Origin of the sequence: Paraburkholderia lebeckiae (assembly GCF_014201005.1) — a bacterium.
In the GTDB taxonomy this organism is placed as follows: domain Bacteria; phylum Pseudomonadota; class Gammaproteobacteria; order Burkholderiales; family Burkholderiaceae; genus Paraburkholderia; species Paraburkholderia tuberum.
In genome coordinates this window covers 1-14804 of the sequence record NZ_JACHDK010000036.1, presented here as the reverse complement: position 1 = coordinate 14804, position 14804 = coordinate 1, and the positions used below count along the sequence as shown (strand labels likewise).

Sequence of the window (14804 nt, the reverse complement as noted above, 5' to 3'; positions counted from 1 at the left end):
GCGAAGTAATGTCAGACCCGACGATCGTCCGCCGCCGCACGGTGAGTGGCGGCAATAGTGGTACATCGAGTCAATACCAGCCCTATAAGGACGCTGCGTGGGGCTTCGTCAATCACTGGTATCCGGCGCTTTTCAGCCACGAACTGACGGAGGACCAAGTGGAAGGCGTGCAGATATGCGGGATTCCGATTGTATTGAGGCGCGCGAACGGCAAGGTTTATGCACTCAAGGATCAATGTCTGCACCGTGGTGTTCGCCTTTCCGAAAAGCCGATGTGCTTCAACAAGAAGACGATATCGTGCTGGTATCACGGCTTCACGTTCGACCTTGAAACGGGCAAGCTTGCGACCATCATCGCGAACCCCGAGGACAAGCTGATCGGCACGGTCGGCATTACGAGCTATCCGGTGCACGAAGTCGCGGGCATGATCTTCGTCTTCGTGCGCGACGACGATTTCCCGCTTGAGGACGTTCCGTCGCTCGAACAGGATCTGCCGGTGCGCTTTCCGAAGCAAAGCGACCGCTACCCGCATCCGCTGTGGCCGGCCGTGCCCAGTCTGCTCGACGAGAACGCGGTGGCGATGGGCATTCATCGCATCGGCTTCACGAACTGGCGCATTGCGTGCGAGAACGGCATCGACAACGCTCATCTGCTGCTGCACAAGGACAACAGCATCATTCACGCGATGGAATGGGTCCTTCCGCTTGGCCTGCTGCCGAGCGGCGAAGACTGCGTCGAGACCCTCGAAGACCCTGACGGTCCCAAGGGCATGCTGCAGTGGCTCGGCACTGACAAGTGGCAACCGGTGCTGGAAAACAAGGAACTGGGACTGAAAGTGCCTGGACTCGTAGGCCGCCCCTATCGGACTTCGATCGTGTTGCCTGGACTCGTGGCGGTCGAGAACTGGCCGGGCGAACATATGACCCAGCTGGAGTGGTTCGTGCCGATTACCGACGACACGCATGAGTATTGGGAGGTGATCGTGCGCATCTGCAACACGCCGGAGGAACTGGAGGCGCACAAATATCGCTACGAGCGTGTCTATGAGCCGCTGGCACTGCATGGCTTCAACGACTGCGATATCTACGCACGGGAGTCGATGGAAGACTTCTACGGTGACGGCACCGGATGGGAGAGCGAGCAGATGGTCGCAACGGACATCTCGGCCATCACCTGGCGCAAGGTTGCTTCGCGCTGGAATCGCGGCATCGCGAAACCGGGGCGCGGCGTGCCGGGCGCGCGAAAGGACAGCAGCCTGCGCTTCAAGCGCGCTGCGGACGGCAAGCGGATGACCTACAAGACCGAGCAGATCGAAGACTGATCCGCCCCTGCTACCTCTCTCCTCGGACTTTGCGCCGGGGGAGGGGTTATTTTCGTCAAATAAGACCCGATTCAGGCTTCCTTTTGCTTTGTCACGCTTTGCGCCGATTCGGTGGCTGTCACACTTTTTTCAGTCTGCGGTGTGATGGTGGCGGCGTCGCGAGCAGCTTCATCGTAGATCCCGGTAAGCAGAGACATGAAGCGCGCGTAGCGCTCGAATTTCTCCTCTGTGTCGCTGATTTCCCCGAGGCGCTGGACCAGTATCTCTTTTCGGACCTTGTAGTACTCGTCCGTCAATCGGATCCCCAGATCGCTCGCACAATACAGGTAGGTCTTGCTGCTCGTGTCCTGTAGCTTTTCGATCAACCCGGCGGCTTCCAGCTTTCTCAGGCTGTACTGGATGTTGGGAATATCGTCGCGGTTCATCAATCGTCCGATCATTGCGCTGGTCTTGGGACGGTCCTGCATACGAATGACGTGAAGGATCACGTGCTCCTGATGTTTGAGTTCGACGTTCGCTGTGATCGTAACGACGCCTGTTGCCAGAACGAAGCGGGTGAAGGACTCGTAAAAACGAATCAGTGACCACTCGAACTCCGCGATCTTGAACTCGGCGTCGGATTTTGCGAGATGCCACGATCGGTAGAACCTGGGTTCCATTGCTTGACTCGCTTATCAAAGTTTGTCGATAGGGGAGTGCGGCCCGGTTGGTCGGGCCACCGTTCAGCACCGGCATCGCGAGGCAGTTTCAAGTCGGTGGCTACCTGCCGCGGTGGGTGCACGAAGTCGATTGTCAATCGACAATATATTGAAGAACACTGGATAATCTACCAATATTCGAAAATAATCTGCCGAAGTCCGGGTGCCTTGGCGTTGGATGCGTAACCTGAATGTCAGGTTGGATCTGGATCGGGCGATTTTCGTGCTCTTGCCCGGCGGGCGCATCACCGCGCAGCTGAAAGTCCATGGAAAGTTCCGGACACAGATCAGGCGCACGCGAACGCGAACGCTTTGCGTAGTCCAACTCCACGGTATTGCGTATCACTCAGGTACGGTCGCGCCGCGCAACGTCTCGCGAGAAAATTTCTCCCGGACGATGGCGTTCGAAAGACCGCTTCTCGAGGCGGATTCAACCGGTTGATGCAATAGTTCGATGGAACCGTTCATGGCCGACTGCACCTGCTGAGTTGCAGTGCCGCAACGCTGCCGCTGGCCTGCGCGGGATCTTTTGGATGGCAGCTTACAGTCAACCCGGCCGAATGCGTACAGCCGGCCATGAAGAGACGGTCGACCAAGGCACGATGATCGTGGACAATCCATCTACACATCCATCGTCTAAATTGCCCGATTGCTCTGCGAGGAACGTCAATGTCTTTCAAAGGAAGCTGCTTGTGCGGGTCGGTCCGATACGAAATCGAACACCTGGACTCGCCGATCGAGCATTGTCATTGCGTGACTTGCCGCAAAGCCCACGCGGCTGCCTTCGCGACGACAGCGCGCGTGTCGCGTGAGCGGTTTCGGTGGACAGCGGGCAAGCATCTGCTGCGAGCCTTTGAGTCGTCACCGGGTAAATTGCGCCACTTCTGTTCGGTTTGCGGCAGCCATCTCATCGCCGAGCGTCCAATCCATGCGCACATCCTCCTTCGCGTACCGACACTCGATGACAATCCCGGCCAGCAACCTGTCGTGCATATCTGGACGTCGCACGACAGCCCGTGGCTTTTGGATGCTGATGAGGCACCACACTATCCCGAGTGGCCTCCGGGGCTTTGAGTCGATGGTGAATGACCGCGTTGCCGAAGGCGAACGTCCGCGCTTGGTTGCGTGCTGCAGATCGCATGAACTATCGATCGGTCAGTATCAGACGTTGCGAGGCTCGCCCTGGATCAAGCACAATTGGGACGGAAAATTGTGGATGTAGCCGATGTATCAATATTAAAAATGAACATCAAGAAATCGCTTCCTGTGAATTTAGCCTTCCGTGCCACAACCGAATCCGACGGTGACACCTTAGTCGACATTCGTATTGCCGCGATGCGCAGAAGTTTGGAGCACATCGGCTGCTTTGACCCACAACGTGCTCGCGAGCGCTTCGTGGCGTCATTTGATCCCGCTCTGTGCCGATTCATTGACGCCGATGGTATTCAGACAGGCTTTATCTTGATCCGCCCGCAGGAAGATCATTGGCTCATCGATCATCTCTATATCCTGCCCGAGCACCAGCGGAAAGGCATTGGCGCAGCTGTCTTAAGGGATGTCTTTAAGAGTGCCGACGCGCAGCGCATGCCTATCCGCCTAGGTGCCTTGCGCGGAAGTGATTCGAACCGCTTCTATCAGCGGCATGGCTTCGTACAGACTGACGAAGCGGAATGGGATATCTACTACGTGCGCCATCCGAGTTGAGTGACCGCTTTCGGAAAGTGTGATTGCCCGGTGTGGGTCGCGTGCTGCCGATCGCCGCCCATCGAGGTTGAAGCTGCGTATGCAAAGTGCATGAGTCGGCAGCCGGCCAGTTGTCGCCGTTCGCTATCCCCGTCGCGCAGACATTCGAGCGGCCGCTATGCGCGAACAGCCAACCTCCCACCTAGCCGGCGATGGTCCTAAATTCCGTCCTCGCGGACAAGTGTCGCGGAGGACGACGGTCGGGTGAAGAACGCACATAGAGCCGTCAGAGCCATTTCGATGCTCAATGCCTTGTTCCCTCAGTCGTGGAGAGGCTCAAGCATCAATTTCCGATTTGCAACTGGGTCAGGGCAAATATATACGGCCCCGTCTGCCGGATCGACTGTCGTGCCAGCAGCGCGAGCGGCCAAAGATAGCGCAGCCACCTGAGCAAAGCCGTGCACATCCGGGTGAATTCCGCGCCGCTGGCGCTGGCCGGCCACCAGATCGTGAAAAGCAGCAGCAAGACCAGAAAGAGCAAAAGCACGACTAGAGTTACGGGTGTTATCAGCAGTGCCGCGACCCGCTGCAAGCGCACGACATTGTGAGCCGTCGCCCTGCCAGGAGACAGCAATTGAGAGACGTTGTGCGCGGATACTGGCGGGCCCCGCGAAGCCAACTCGCGCGCCAACCCATCCCAAGGCCGGAAGTGTGGCCGCGACTACCAGCACCAGCGCCTGAGGAGGAAAGGCGTCTAACTTGTATGCAGTCGCGGATGCAACCAGGCCGGTGAGCACTGCGGCCGCAAAAGCCCATGCGATGACCAGTGCAGCCTTCACGCCGGAGAGGGCAAGCAGGCTCAGGACGAACACATAGGTCGCACGCGTGGTCTTGAAAGGCGAAATCTTCGCAACGATCGCCCTCATTCATGTTGTTGACTACGTGATTGCGAAGCGTAGGGTAAGTAATCTGTTTTTCAAGTCGTCTGTCGCCGATGTGTGTGATACCGCACATAGTTTTTGCCTAGTCTGTAGCAGATGTTTTTTGGAATTATTAGACAGCGGGTAAGCCGAAAACATAAGCCCCGCGTGCGGGCCGCGAGATGTCGGTTCGAAATGCAACACATGCAACGAAATATGTGCCTCCGTATATATCAGAATATTTCTATACTTTCCGACGCGCCCAGTTTGTTGATATCGCTCCGCTCGTCCGCCACGATACATCCGGGCGCGCTGCTCAAAGACTGGCAGTCGGGGACGGCATATCCCAAGGCATTTATATTTGCGACGTACACCAATTGAAACTACGGCCCGGTGCATCTGACGTCAATTGCCTCTGCTGAGCAACGTATCCACTTAAGAATGTGACGACGGCCGCACCCGCGAAACGCAGGCGATTGCTGAAACCGAGCCGGGAGTGAGCGATAAGGCCGTTCTTCAGCCACTCCCGTGCGCAGCGGCACACAGTCGGCGTGCCACTTTTGGCACACCGGAGGCAGAGATGGCAGATGATCCGTTCGTACGGTGGCGGCAGTCGGTACCGTTCGCGATATATGTGGACGGCAAGTGGGACCAGGCCACAGAGGGCCCTTGGAGCGCGTGGCACGCAGGCCGCGTCAAAGACATCCTCCGCTTTCCTGACGGCAGCGTACTGATCGCTGCTGAGCACGGCGGTCTGTGGCGGACTCAGGCCGATGGGCAATCAGCCATATGCGTCACCGATGGTATTACCGCCCACCAGTTCAACCGATTGGCCTTCGGTCCCGACGGCGACGACCATGTGTTCGCTGGAGGGGAGTCACTGTGGGTCACCGATCCCTCCGCAGCATTGCCCATGCTTACATGGCAACAGATCACCTCATTCAATCACGGCACTGTGTGGGACATCTTGGTGCTCGACCGAACGATCGTCGTGGCAGCGGAAGGAATTTGGTGGGCTGACATCCCAACCGCGCAACCGAAGCCCGGATGCCTAGGTGCTCTGCTCGGTGGTCCGTCGCCAGCCGCAGCGCTTTATACATGGAAACAGGCGCTGATTGACACACCGTCGGGTCGCGTCCCGACAGGTGCCTTCTACAGCGTTGCAGAGGGCCGTCCTGACCGACGTAATGCCAACCGCGGTCGCTACCGTACAGTCATCGCCGGCAGCGCCGGCGTAGCCGACCAGCAAGGTATCTTTCTCGGTCGATGGAACGCCACCGGCGACCTGGCATTCGATAGCGCGGCACGGATATTTGTCAACAGCAATGACGCCACCGCGCTATTCCAAGGAACCGGCGATATTGCGGTTTCAAGCTGCATATGGGACACCGATCGTGCCTACGCTGCAGCTGATCGAAATGACAAGCTAGATCTACTGCTCCGCAGCACAGACGGCGGCCGCTCGTGGACCCCGTGCGGATCGGGCGTACCCCTCGACACCAAGACGCTCGACCTGTTTGCCAAGTGCGATCATCAGGCCGGTCACCAAACACTCCATGTATATCCGGCCAACGCCGACGTGGTTGGGTTTGGCTGGTTCGACAGCTATGTTTCCTTCGACGCCGGAGACTCATGGGAAGCCCCTGGGTGTGATGATAGCTTCCTCTACCACGACAACCACCAACACGTGGACGTCCACCGAGTAGTGCTGCCCCCGCCACCCGACGTCGCCGGAGTGACGCCAGCGCGCTCGCTGCTCGTCGGTAGCGATGGTGCGACGAACAGGATCACGTGGGGCCAAGGCGCCTCGCTCATTGAGGGCCAGTTCAAAACCGACGGCAAACACGGCGACCTCGAGGCCGTTATTCTTGAAGGGAATAATCTGATTCACTATCGGCGACCTTCGAATACCCTTGAATGGGTGCGATTCGATACTGTCACCTCGAAGGCTACTGACCGAGCCTGCATGATCCAAGGCGACTTCGGGGTCAGTAAGGTAAAGAACTTCGAACTCGTGGTGCCCGAGGGCGACGATCTCGTGCACTATTTCCGCAACAATTCGGGTGGAGGCTGGCAACGGGCCCAGGTAGTCGCGTCGGGAATCACCGGCGCAGCGTGCATGATTCAGAGCAACTACCCGAAGGGCGCTGACCACGGCAACTTCGAAGTCGTAGTACTCGAGGGTGCCGATCTTGTGCACTACTGGCACGACAACGGTAATGTCGCCAACCCGTGGCAGCGGGGTCCAACTATAACGTCCCACGCTGCGTCGAGCGCATGCATGATCCAGAGCGACTACCCGAAGGGTGCCGACCATGGGAACTTCGAGGTCGTTGTACTCGAGGACGAGGGCGGTGTATTCGGCCGTGCCCTCGTTCACTACTGGCGCGACAACGGCGGCAACCTTGCCTGGAACGGGCCCGTGCTTATCACCAAAGACGCTACCGCGGCGGCATGGCTGATTCAGGCCGATTACACGCGTGGTGCTGACCATCACAACTTCGAGCTTTTCGTGCAACAGGGGCTCGACTTATGGCACTGGATTCGCAACAATCAGGCGAACGGCAATCCATGGATGCGGATAGCCCAAATCAACGGACCGAACGAGAAGATCGACGGGGCGCCCGTTGCTCTCCAAGGCAACTATGGTAGCGACGATCATCACGGCAATTTTGAGCTGCTTGCATCCTTCGGGGGCCGAGTCTTCCATTACTGGCGTGACGCAGCGGACCCCAACCTAGCGTGGCACCGAAGCGTACAACTGAGCCGCTACGCCTACCACTACTTCACAGGGTGGAACCGCAACACGCCAACGCTTATGTGTAAGCGATTTACCGATACCGACATTGGCCATGGCCAACTTGGCGTGTCCCAAGCGCTCGACGGGATGATCGCTGTGGGAACTCAAGACAACGGCGTGATCGCCGCCATCACCGATCCCTTCAGTACCCCGTGGGTTCAGTTAGGTGGTGGCGACGGCAACGAGGCCGTTTGGCCGGCGTCCACTTCGCCATCATTCAACCAGCTCCACGGCGGTAATTTGCTGGTGTGGACCCATGATGACGAGGGCGGTGCGCCCCACGGTTCGGTTGGCGACCCGAATGTCGGCATGAAGGGCGCAATTCCGGAGATACTACCGCTTGAGGTTCCAGATCCAACCGTGGCTCCGCTACCCGATCCTGCACTAGGACTGGTTGGTGACCCCCGCATCGCCCGCGTGATCTCACCTGCATACGTTGTAGACAATTTGGCCCTATCGCTTGTCGCCGCGCCCGCTGTGGCCAAGGGCGTCACGCGTGCGCCTATCTACGGCCTATTCATCGACGGACCGTTCCTGCCTCCGCGCGCCCGACCTCAGCCAATTAAAGCTGGGTGGCGATTCCTCGCGGCTGCCGACGTCGCCGCGCCGACGGCAACGCGCGACTGGCCCATCCGCGCAATGGCATCACTCGACGGCTCAACTGTAATGCTCGCCGCCAGCGTAAGAGCCAACGCCCGCAGTATGGTCGATCATACTGAACTGCTTCTGCTGGACGTTGGGTCGGGTTCGGTAACTGTGATGGACACGGACCCGACTCTAGGTTACCCAACAATCAACTGGATCGTGCCGGTTGCGCGCCACGAGGCATACAGCGCCACCGGCGACGGCCGCGTACTAGTATGGGATGGCAAACAATGGCGCTTCCCTGGCAGCGTTGTGGCCAGCGGAGCGTCGCTCGAGGGCATGGCCGTCGACGCTGCCACCAGCCCGGCGACTGTATTCGTCATCACCGCCGACACGGTCTACGTGAGCAGGGATGGCACTAGGACATGGAGGACGGCGATGCGTGGTTTACCCCGCTCATTGGAGTGCGCGAATATCCATCTGATGATTGATCATCAGCAGATGTCGCGCCTGCACCTGTCGACCTATGGTCGTTCCACATGGGTCGCCGATCGGGTCGAACCAGGCTGAGGCCGTCTTTCCAGCGCGCTAACGAACACGAAGTTCCACCATTGGAACGATGGTCGCCACCGAATATTCATGGCGGATCGACGCCACCATTGGGTGGATGACATTTGCATAGTCGCCTTACACCGAGCGCGACGCCTTTGAGACATCCGTACTTGTTAACCGCTAACAGCATGTATTCGGAGCATGTCGGAGAAAATCGACACGAGTTTCTCATGCGCTCGGGTGCGATAGAGCGGTAGAACGAAATGAGAAAAAAGATAAGGTTCCTCATGGAATGTCGCGCCCTAACCAATACTGCTACGCGTAGTGTTGCGAGACTCAACATCGATACTCTCCCTGTGCAGAAAAATGCTTAGCTCCTCGACGTAGAACAGATCCTTTTGCCCACGGGAATACCGACCGCACATGGTGCACTCCTGTCAGCCTGCAGCCGACAGACTACCGCTTTTTCTGATCAGCAGCCGACGGCGGGCCGTCTTTTCTTGATGGTTCATCCGACGCGAGCTGTCCTCAAATAGCTGATACGCATACAGTCATGGCGATCCACGCTTCTGAAGGGACATCGGCCGCGCAACGGCGTGAAACATGCCCTGATGGGCGCTCATTCGGGATTGTTGTCTGGTCGCGCTATCCATACCCTGCATCCTTGTGCTTAATGCGAGAAGCGGGGATGAACATGAAAGTCGAGAACGATGTCCTGATCAAGGCAGGCCCAATGAACGATCCGGTGCCCAGCACCGAAGCCTTACGTTTTGCCGAGGACGTCCGGAAGGCCATCGAAGCCAGCTTGCCCGTCGGGCCGCGGAACGTCTCCCTGATGCCGTATCGGTACGGCAGCGGCGAGTTGCTTGGATTCGACTGGTCGGATGGCGATAGTAACTCCTTCGCCGTGACCTTCCATATCGCTGAGGCGCAGTCGCTCCCATCTGCCGAGCAAATCGGCGCGGTCAGTGTGGAGGTGGGCGTGAACGACATGACGGATGCGCTTCATCTCGTGCGGTTGATCGTCCAGGCGGTCAACGGAAACACCAGCGTCGAGCTGTAAGCGCAGATATGCCCGCCGCGCACTCCGGAGGGGACATGCCCCGGCCACTGCAAAATCCAGAACGGAACGAGGACGAAAGCCTGTTCTCGCTGGCGCTGAATGGGCGGTGCGAGTACGCGCTCATGCGGCTGCGCATCGTTGCTGACGAGATCGGCAGCGACGCGTTCGACCAGCGCCACGCTGAGGTGTACCGGCTCGCCGCACGCGCGGGCTACCTGTACGCGGACGAGCCGATCCCGAACTTGCTGCGCGACAGCGACGAGCTCGAGGACGCATGGAACGATGGCGTCAAGAAACGCGAAGGGGAGCGCCGCGCCGCAGGCGAGCAGATCCACGGCCCCGATATCGAGAAGCTGATCGCCGAGAAGGACTGGTACGCGCTTGGTTTGCCATTTCCGGAGCAGATTCTCTGGAGCCTGAAGCGGGGCGATCGCGTTCGTATCCGGTGGCACTTCCTGCTTCCGGACATTGATAGCGTGACCTACGACAACCAGTTCGGGCAATCGGCTTATTTCGGATCTCTTGACGAACTCCCGGTGGCTACTCTCGATGCGCTCCTGGCCGATATCGCGCGAGGACAGCTGTGGCGACGCGTCCAGTACGGGAGTGAGGAATGAGGAAGGCTGCCGTCTTGAAACGCCGTGACGTTCCGGTACGGTGAAGTTTTGGCGTGCCTGGTCGATGGGCAGAGGACAGCGAGAGGTGTCGAGATGAGCGAAGGATTCACGATGCAGTTGGACGGGATCGACGGCTTCGGCGATGAAGGGTTCACGATCAAGACGATCTGCGGGTGCCGGATCGTCTATGCGGCTCTGCTGGCGTTCGCCTCGACGGTTCATCGCGAAACGCTGTCCGGTGCTCGCGCGCAGGCTCCAGCGCATGGCATCGTTGCGGAAACGCTGCCCAGCGAGCGAGACCTGTAACGCCTGTGCGCAACGCACGCCGGAATGACGGGGAGGAGAGTACTGCATGGTGACCATCGTTTTCGATCAGTGGGGCGATTTCGAGGCGTGTCGCGCCGCCGAGAAGTGGTGCGGAGAGCGCGGAATATCCGTTGGGGAAATGCAGGGCCCGGGTCCGCGCGGGCTGCTCCTTGGCAACTACTGCATCGCCAAGTGGCGCAATCTGACCAACGCCGAAAAGCGTGACCTCACCGGCCGCATGACGGGGGATATGCGCAACGGCCCAGTCACGATTACGCTCGTTGGCGACGCGAACGAGTATCCGAATACGGCCGAGCAAACGCGGGCAGTCTGGCGACGCGAAAGGTAACCGCGTCCCCATAGACGGGAACCTGTCGGCCATCGCACGAGCCGCGAAGTCCGCCGCCAGCCTGCTTGCATCGGAAGACGAACCTTGAACCTGCGCATCCTGAAAATGCTGTCGAAGCGCGCTGCGCCGCTGTCGCCGCTGCTCCGGGATGACCGCGAGCAGTTCCGTGGATGACTCGTCCGCGTCAGCGCAGTTTGACGAGGCGCTGACATCGAAGGTGCGCGCCGCACCTGACCAACCGGCAGCAGTGCGTAAGCTCATCTGTGAAGCGATCGATGGAGCGAGGCCCTGCGGGTATCTCAACCTGAACGAGCCGCCAGCCAGTCACTGGCTCGCCCCGTGGTTGGCCGCGGGGCATGCTCAACGCGCGGCGATGAATGAGCTTCGACATCTCGATCGGGAGCCGACCCTATACCGGATGGGTGCCGGCCGACGCGACAAGCCGCAAGCTGCGCGACACCGCGCGGGATGGGCTGGCAGGCATCGACTCTGCGCCTCCAGTCTGCGCTGCGGCCGCCGCACACTCGCGCGAGCTCGATGGACTATCTCCGTTGTCACACAGCGCCCATTGACGGCCGACGAGGTTTCGAGGGCACGCGAGCTCGTGTTAGCCGCAGCGTAATAGCCAGCGTATCCGACCGATCCAAGCGACAATACTTCTTCGGGATTCGACGCCAAACGCGCGACAAAGCGGCCCAATCCGTACGATTACTTGTACATGTGATCGGCGCGTGTTAGACTTGTACCTCTTATCGTACAGGTTTGTGGCAAAGGAAGACTCATGCGCACCATTCCGTTTTCAGACGCCCGCGCGAATCTCAAGCGCGTCATTGACCAGGTAGTCGACGACGTCGACGTTACGCTCATCACCCGTCGAGACGCACCCAATGCGATCGTCATGTCGCAAGAGCATTACGACAGCTTGATGGAAACAGTTCACCTGCTGCGCTCTCCGGCCAACGTAGCTCATCTGGAGCGGTCAATAGCGCAGGCAAGGGCAGGCAAGGTCAAGTCGCGCAAGCTGGTCGAAGACACCGAATGAGCGGCGCTTTGAACATCATGTGGACGGCGGAGGCATGGGAAGACTATGTCTACTGGCAGGGGCAGGATAGGAAGACGTTAAAGCGCATCAATCAACTTATCAAGGACGCTCAGCGTACACCGTTCGAGGGTATCGGGAAGCCTGAGCCGCTGAAGGCAAACCTGACAGGTTTCTGGTCGCGTCGCATCGATGACACTAACCGGCTCGTTTACGAAATCGTTGGTAGCCAGATCAATATTGTCTCGTGCCGCTACCACTACTGAAACATCGGAAAACAACGGTGGCAATTTCACTCGATGCGGCGAAGGCGATTTATCGCCAGGCTATCGACCCTCGCGCGAGCGACGCCGAGGGCGCGGCATGGTGGGATGAAGTCGCGGATGAAATTCGCGATGTGGTTGTCGCGCGCCCGGTGAACGAAGCAGCCAAAGTCATCGACTGGTGGCATCACGACTGGACTGTTGTTTCCGACATGCCGCGCAACGCGGCGACGCGGATTCGAGAAGCGGCGCGAGCTTTGCGCCTCAATGCGTAGGAAAACGGGATGTGTGACCGAGAATCGCAAAGCCGTGCATACGTGTTGAGACAAAATAAAGTTGTATAGTGGCTTCGTTGATTTAAAAGGATTTTTCCTGATCCGCCCGTTGTTTTCATGAAAGGTTGTATAGTGGAATCCTTGATTTAAAAAGGGAAAACCGCCGAAAAAAGAGGGTGAATTTTTTATTTCAACTCTTTGACTGCTTTCGACTTCGACCGCGAGAGCCCGCAATGCCGCTTCAAGACGGCACCTGGACTGTGTGGGCCCGGCCGGCAAGGCGGTCACGCTAGCTAACGCCACGCTGGCGCGTTTCGCCGCCGTCTTCTCCGAAGAATCGGCGACAGCAGGTCGGTCGCTAGGTACCGTTGCAGGCGCGCGCGTCTGTGACCAACACATGAAGGCATCGACGCGAGGCGCCGGTCATACAGCCTGAGGATGGCTTCCAGAATTCGAGCGACGAGGAGTTGAGCCGCATGCCATGGGGCTCAGTGCGGCCAAGTTCAGTCGTTGAAACGCAAAACCGCGCGGACATTCGAATGACGACCGCACCTTCACAGCGGACCGTCGCAGAAACGCTATGGCTGTCGCGTTGTGCCGGCCAGCGATCATCGGCGTATGGTGTGTTGAGTGTGTCCAGCCTTCGAGCAGCGATCCTCAAACTGCCTTCCATAGCAAGTAGAATGCGGCTGCGACGGACCATTTCATCATTATTGACAAAAGAAGAATGACAATAAATCCTTTGAGTTTGCTTCTCACATTGGTTGGGGGTCTAGTTTTGGCTGGCCTCACGGCATGGGTTCGGCGGCAGCGACTAGTTTTATTCGTTCCTCGACTTTTTTCATATTCCGCACTTGTGGCCAAGAATGGCCAGTTGGCTGAACTTTCAGTGATGAACCGGGGATTCAAGACGGAGGAACAGATCGAGGTGAGCATGGCGCCCACGCTTCAATATGAAGTTGTCGGCTCAACGAATAATGATGTTTCTTTGTCGGGAAACAAGCTCATTATTCCGCGCGTGGGCGCAGGCGATGACGTCACAACCATATTGCTCGTCGAAGGGGGGCCGTTCAGCTCATCTGATATCTCTAACTGCCTTTCTAAAGAGTCGAAAGGAATCGTTGTGGGAAAGCTGGAACAGGTCCCAATGACGGGGCCGCAAAAAGGGTGTCCGTCGTTGCAACACTGGTCGTTTTGCCGGCTTTCCTATGTCTAGCGTACTTTGGGATTACAGGTTACTTTGATCAGCAGATTAAGACGGTCGGTGCCGTAGCCACGGAAAAAGCGACCGCAGACGCAACGGCCAGTGCAACTGCAAACGCCATCGCAGCGACAACGGCAAATATAACGATTCACGAGTGGAGCGTTCCGCAGGCGTACATTCGGTTGGGCGGCCCGCTAGTTGAAGCTTTTAAGGGCGGTAAAATCAGACTTAGAGTCGAGACTGCAGCAAGAAAGAAGGACATCGCGACTATGGTGACAACTATCACCAATACGTCAGAAAATGTCTTGAAAGTCACTCTGTCGATGGACAGCCAACACTCCGAGGAGCGTATACCTTCTTTTCAACGCAGACTTGGCGATATTCTGATTGTTCCGGGGGCGACGGTGACCAAGTCTATTAATGTTGTAATTCCTCAAAAATCTTCCGGTGCGGAGGATCAAAAGGTTTATGTGCAGGCGTTTGTGCAGGAGGCTGGAGGCGATACGCTCAATTTGCTGCGCACGATTACAGTGCCATGACGTTTCGGTAGTCGGGAACGCGTGGATGGCCGTTGGACCTTGGATGCCGTCACTGATCCGCTCCGCATCCAACGGCGCAAGTGGGTCGGGCGCTGCCGATCGCGGGCGCGCGGCGTTCGGGTTGCGGATACCGTTCGGATCGGGCAGCACGGGGCCAACTTGAGGCGTTCGATTCCGTCGCGCGAAACGCCGCTCCTGATGACGTCGCCCCTAGAAACCGCAGAGTCATCGGCCCGCGTCAACCGCTCATGCGGACCGGTTGACGCGCCATTCACTATCGGTGCTAGAGCACCACGCCGTCGTCTATCAGCCGCTCTGCAGCGCTGTACCCGGCCGCAAACGCCTCGCCCTCCGTTGCGAACGGCCGCTGGCCATCTGCCATCAAACTTATCGGCTTAAACGCGTCGGCGAAAGCGCCGGCACTTCTGATGCGCACGACGGATACGAAGCCATGAGGCCGTAGCAGCCAGACGCCTTCATTGCCACTTGGCTCCAGCGGCGCGCGTCAAGCAGGTTGTCGCCTCACTCATGCAGCCAGAGGCTGTTTATTTGCGCCGATCGACGCCATCTCAACGACTGAGTCACGTTC

18 protein-coding genes are annotated in these 14804 nt (G+C 58.4%); 13 read left to right on the top strand and 5 right to left on the bottom strand.

The genetic code is table 11. The features are described 5' to 3' along the window. The first annotated feature begins 8 nt into the window (after window positions 1-8). Window positions 9-1322, top strand: coding sequence for a Rieske 2Fe-2S domain-containing protein (locus HDG39_RS32635; protein WP_184012143.1), 1314 nt, complete (start codon window positions 9-11; stop codon window positions 1320-1322). Window positions 1323-1393: 71 nt separating this feature from the next. On the opposite strand, the gene HDG39_RS32630 is transcribed toward HDG39_RS32635, so the two are convergent. The 3 genes from HDG39_RS32630 to HDG39_RS35445 form a co-directional block, all read right to left on the bottom strand. Beyond that, window positions 1394-1981 carry a winged helix DNA-binding protein gene (locus tag HDG39_RS32630; RefSeq protein WP_184012141.1) on the bottom strand — a complete coding sequence of 196 codons (588 nt, stop codon included), beginning with the start codon at window positions 1979-1981 and terminating at the stop codon, window positions 1394-1396. A gap of 133 nt (window positions 1982-2114) precedes the next feature. Continuing rightward, on the bottom strand, window positions 2115-2288 hold the full coding sequence (locus HDG39_RS32625) for a hypothetical protein (RefSeq protein WP_184012139.1): 174 nt from the start codon (window positions 2286-2288) through the stop codon (window positions 2115-2117). Between the two features lie 74 nt (window positions 2289-2362). Beyond that, window positions 2363-2488: a hypothetical protein gene (locus HDG39_RS35445; RefSeq protein ID WP_260328431.1), complete on the bottom strand. Its 126-nt coding sequence runs from the start codon at window positions 2486-2488 to the stop codon at window positions 2363-2365. 201 nt (window positions 2489-2689) lie between these two features. Between HDG39_RS35445 and HDG39_RS32620 the strand changes: the two genes are divergently transcribed. Both HDG39_RS32620 and HDG39_RS32615 read left to right on the top strand, forming a co-directional pair. Beyond that, window positions 2690-3094: a GFA family protein gene (locus HDG39_RS32620; protein ID WP_184012137.1), complete on the top strand. Its 405-nt coding sequence runs from the start codon at window positions 2690-2692 to the stop codon at window positions 3092-3094. Between the two features lie 168 nt (window positions 3095-3262). Continuing rightward, complete coding sequence (locus HDG39_RS32615) at window positions 3263-3724, top strand: GNAT family N-acetyltransferase (RefSeq protein ID WP_184012135.1); 462 nt, start codon at window positions 3263-3265, stop codon at window positions 3722-3724. A gap of 299 nt (window positions 3725-4023) precedes the next feature. Here the strand turns inward: HDG39_RS32615 and HDG39_RS32610 are convergent, their stop codons facing one another. Continuing rightward, a complete protein-coding gene (locus HDG39_RS32610) occupies window positions 4024-4629 on the bottom strand; it encodes a hypothetical protein (protein WP_184012133.1) in 606 nt (201 codons plus the stop codon). Between the two features lie 574 nt (window positions 4630-5203). On the opposite strand from HDG39_RS32610, the gene HDG39_RS32605 reads away from it, so the two are divergent. Continuing rightward, entirely contained in the window at window positions 5204-8578 is a 3375-nt protein-coding gene (locus tag HDG39_RS32605) for a beta propeller repeat protein (RefSeq protein ID WP_184012131.1), read from the top strand. 67 nt (window positions 8579-8645) lie between these two features. Here HDG39_RS32605 and yidD read toward each other — a convergent pair whose 3' ends face one another. Beyond that, window positions 8646-8849 carry a membrane protein insertion efficiency factor YidD gene (gene yidD, locus HDG39_RS32600; RefSeq protein ID WP_184012129.1) on the bottom strand — a complete coding sequence of 68 codons (204 nt, stop codon included), beginning with the start codon at window positions 8847-8849 and terminating at the stop codon, window positions 8646-8648. A gap of 399 nt (window positions 8850-9248) precedes the next feature. On the opposite strand from yidD, the gene HDG39_RS32595 reads away from it, so the two are divergent. The 9 genes from HDG39_RS32595 (at window position 9249) to HDG39_RS32555 (ending at window position 14215) form a co-directional block, all read left to right on the top strand. Next, window positions 9249-9623, top strand: a complete 375-nt coding sequence (locus tag HDG39_RS32595) for a hypothetical protein (protein ID WP_184012127.1) — start codon at window positions 9249-9251, stop codon at window positions 9621-9623. 35 nt (window positions 9624-9658) lie between these two features. Beyond that, on the top strand, window positions 9659-10240 hold the full coding sequence (locus HDG39_RS32590; protein ID WP_184012125.1) for a hypothetical protein: 582 nt from the start codon (window positions 9659-9661) through the stop codon (window positions 10238-10240). A 117-nt stretch (window positions 10241-10357) separates the two neighbouring features. Next, window positions 10358-10546, top strand: coding sequence for a hypothetical protein (locus tag HDG39_RS32585; RefSeq protein ID WP_184012123.1), 189 nt, complete (start codon window positions 10358-10360; stop codon window positions 10544-10546). Between the two features lie 46 nt (window positions 10547-10592). After that, window positions 10593-10895 carry a hypothetical protein gene (locus HDG39_RS32580; protein ID WP_184012121.1) on the top strand — a complete coding sequence of 101 codons (303 nt, stop codon included), beginning with the start codon at window positions 10593-10595 and terminating at the stop codon, window positions 10893-10895. Between the two features lie 781 nt (window positions 10896-11676). Next, entirely contained in the window at window positions 11677-11937 is a 261-nt protein-coding gene (locus HDG39_RS32575) for a type II toxin-antitoxin system Phd/YefM family antitoxin (RefSeq protein ID WP_184012119.1), read from the top strand. After that, entirely contained in the window at window positions 11934-12200 is a 267-nt protein-coding gene (locus tag HDG39_RS32570; RefSeq protein WP_184012117.1) for a Txe/YoeB family addiction module toxin, read from the top strand. Before HDG39_RS32575 ends, HDG39_RS32570 begins: the two co-directional genes overlap by 4 nt. A gap of 17 nt (window positions 12201-12217) precedes the next feature. Continuing rightward, entirely contained in the window at window positions 12218-12472 is a 255-nt protein-coding gene (locus HDG39_RS32565; protein ID WP_184012115.1) for a hypothetical protein, read from the top strand. Window positions 12473-13346: 874 nt separating this feature from the next. Continuing rightward, window positions 13347-13688 carry a hypothetical protein gene (locus HDG39_RS32560; protein WP_184012113.1) on the top strand — a complete coding sequence of 114 codons (342 nt, stop codon included), beginning with the start codon at window positions 13347-13349 and terminating at the stop codon, window positions 13686-13688. Beyond that, the gene (locus HDG39_RS32555) at window positions 13640-14215 is read left to right on the top strand and encodes a hypothetical protein (RefSeq protein WP_184012111.1); all 576 of its coding nucleotides are present in this window, start codon (window positions 13640-13642) and stop codon (window positions 14213-14215) included. Before HDG39_RS32560 ends, HDG39_RS32555 begins: the two co-directional genes overlap by 49 nt. Window positions 14216-14804 lie beyond the last annotated feature (589 nt).